We start from the raw sequence: 283 nt of genomic DNA on the forward strand, positions 1-283 counted from the left end.
GTCATAGCAATAGATCTTGGTAAATCTCGTGCAGCAATGCACTTAGACACCGTGTTAACACATATGGATCGAGACTGCTTCACCTACTATCCAGGCGTTGTTTCGGACCAAAACATCCACTATAGCTTAACTCCTGGTGATAACGGTGACATTGTTTGTACGCAACAAAAAGGCTTCTTTAAAACTTTAGCACGTATTACAGGCAACGACTCTGTTCGCATGATTCCTACTGGTGGCGACGTATTCGCAGCCGAACGTGAACAATGGAACGACGCTAATAATG

Annotated in this window: 1 protein-coding gene; it reads left to right on the forward strand. The window is 44.2% G+C overall.

What is annotated here, in order from left to right:
- The coding region (locus tag A3762_RS06275; protein WP_231878745.1) for an arginine deiminase family protein at window positions 1–283 on the forward strand (283 nt) is incomplete at both ends.

It is taken from the genome of Oleiphilus sp. HI0125, assembly GCF_001635355.1.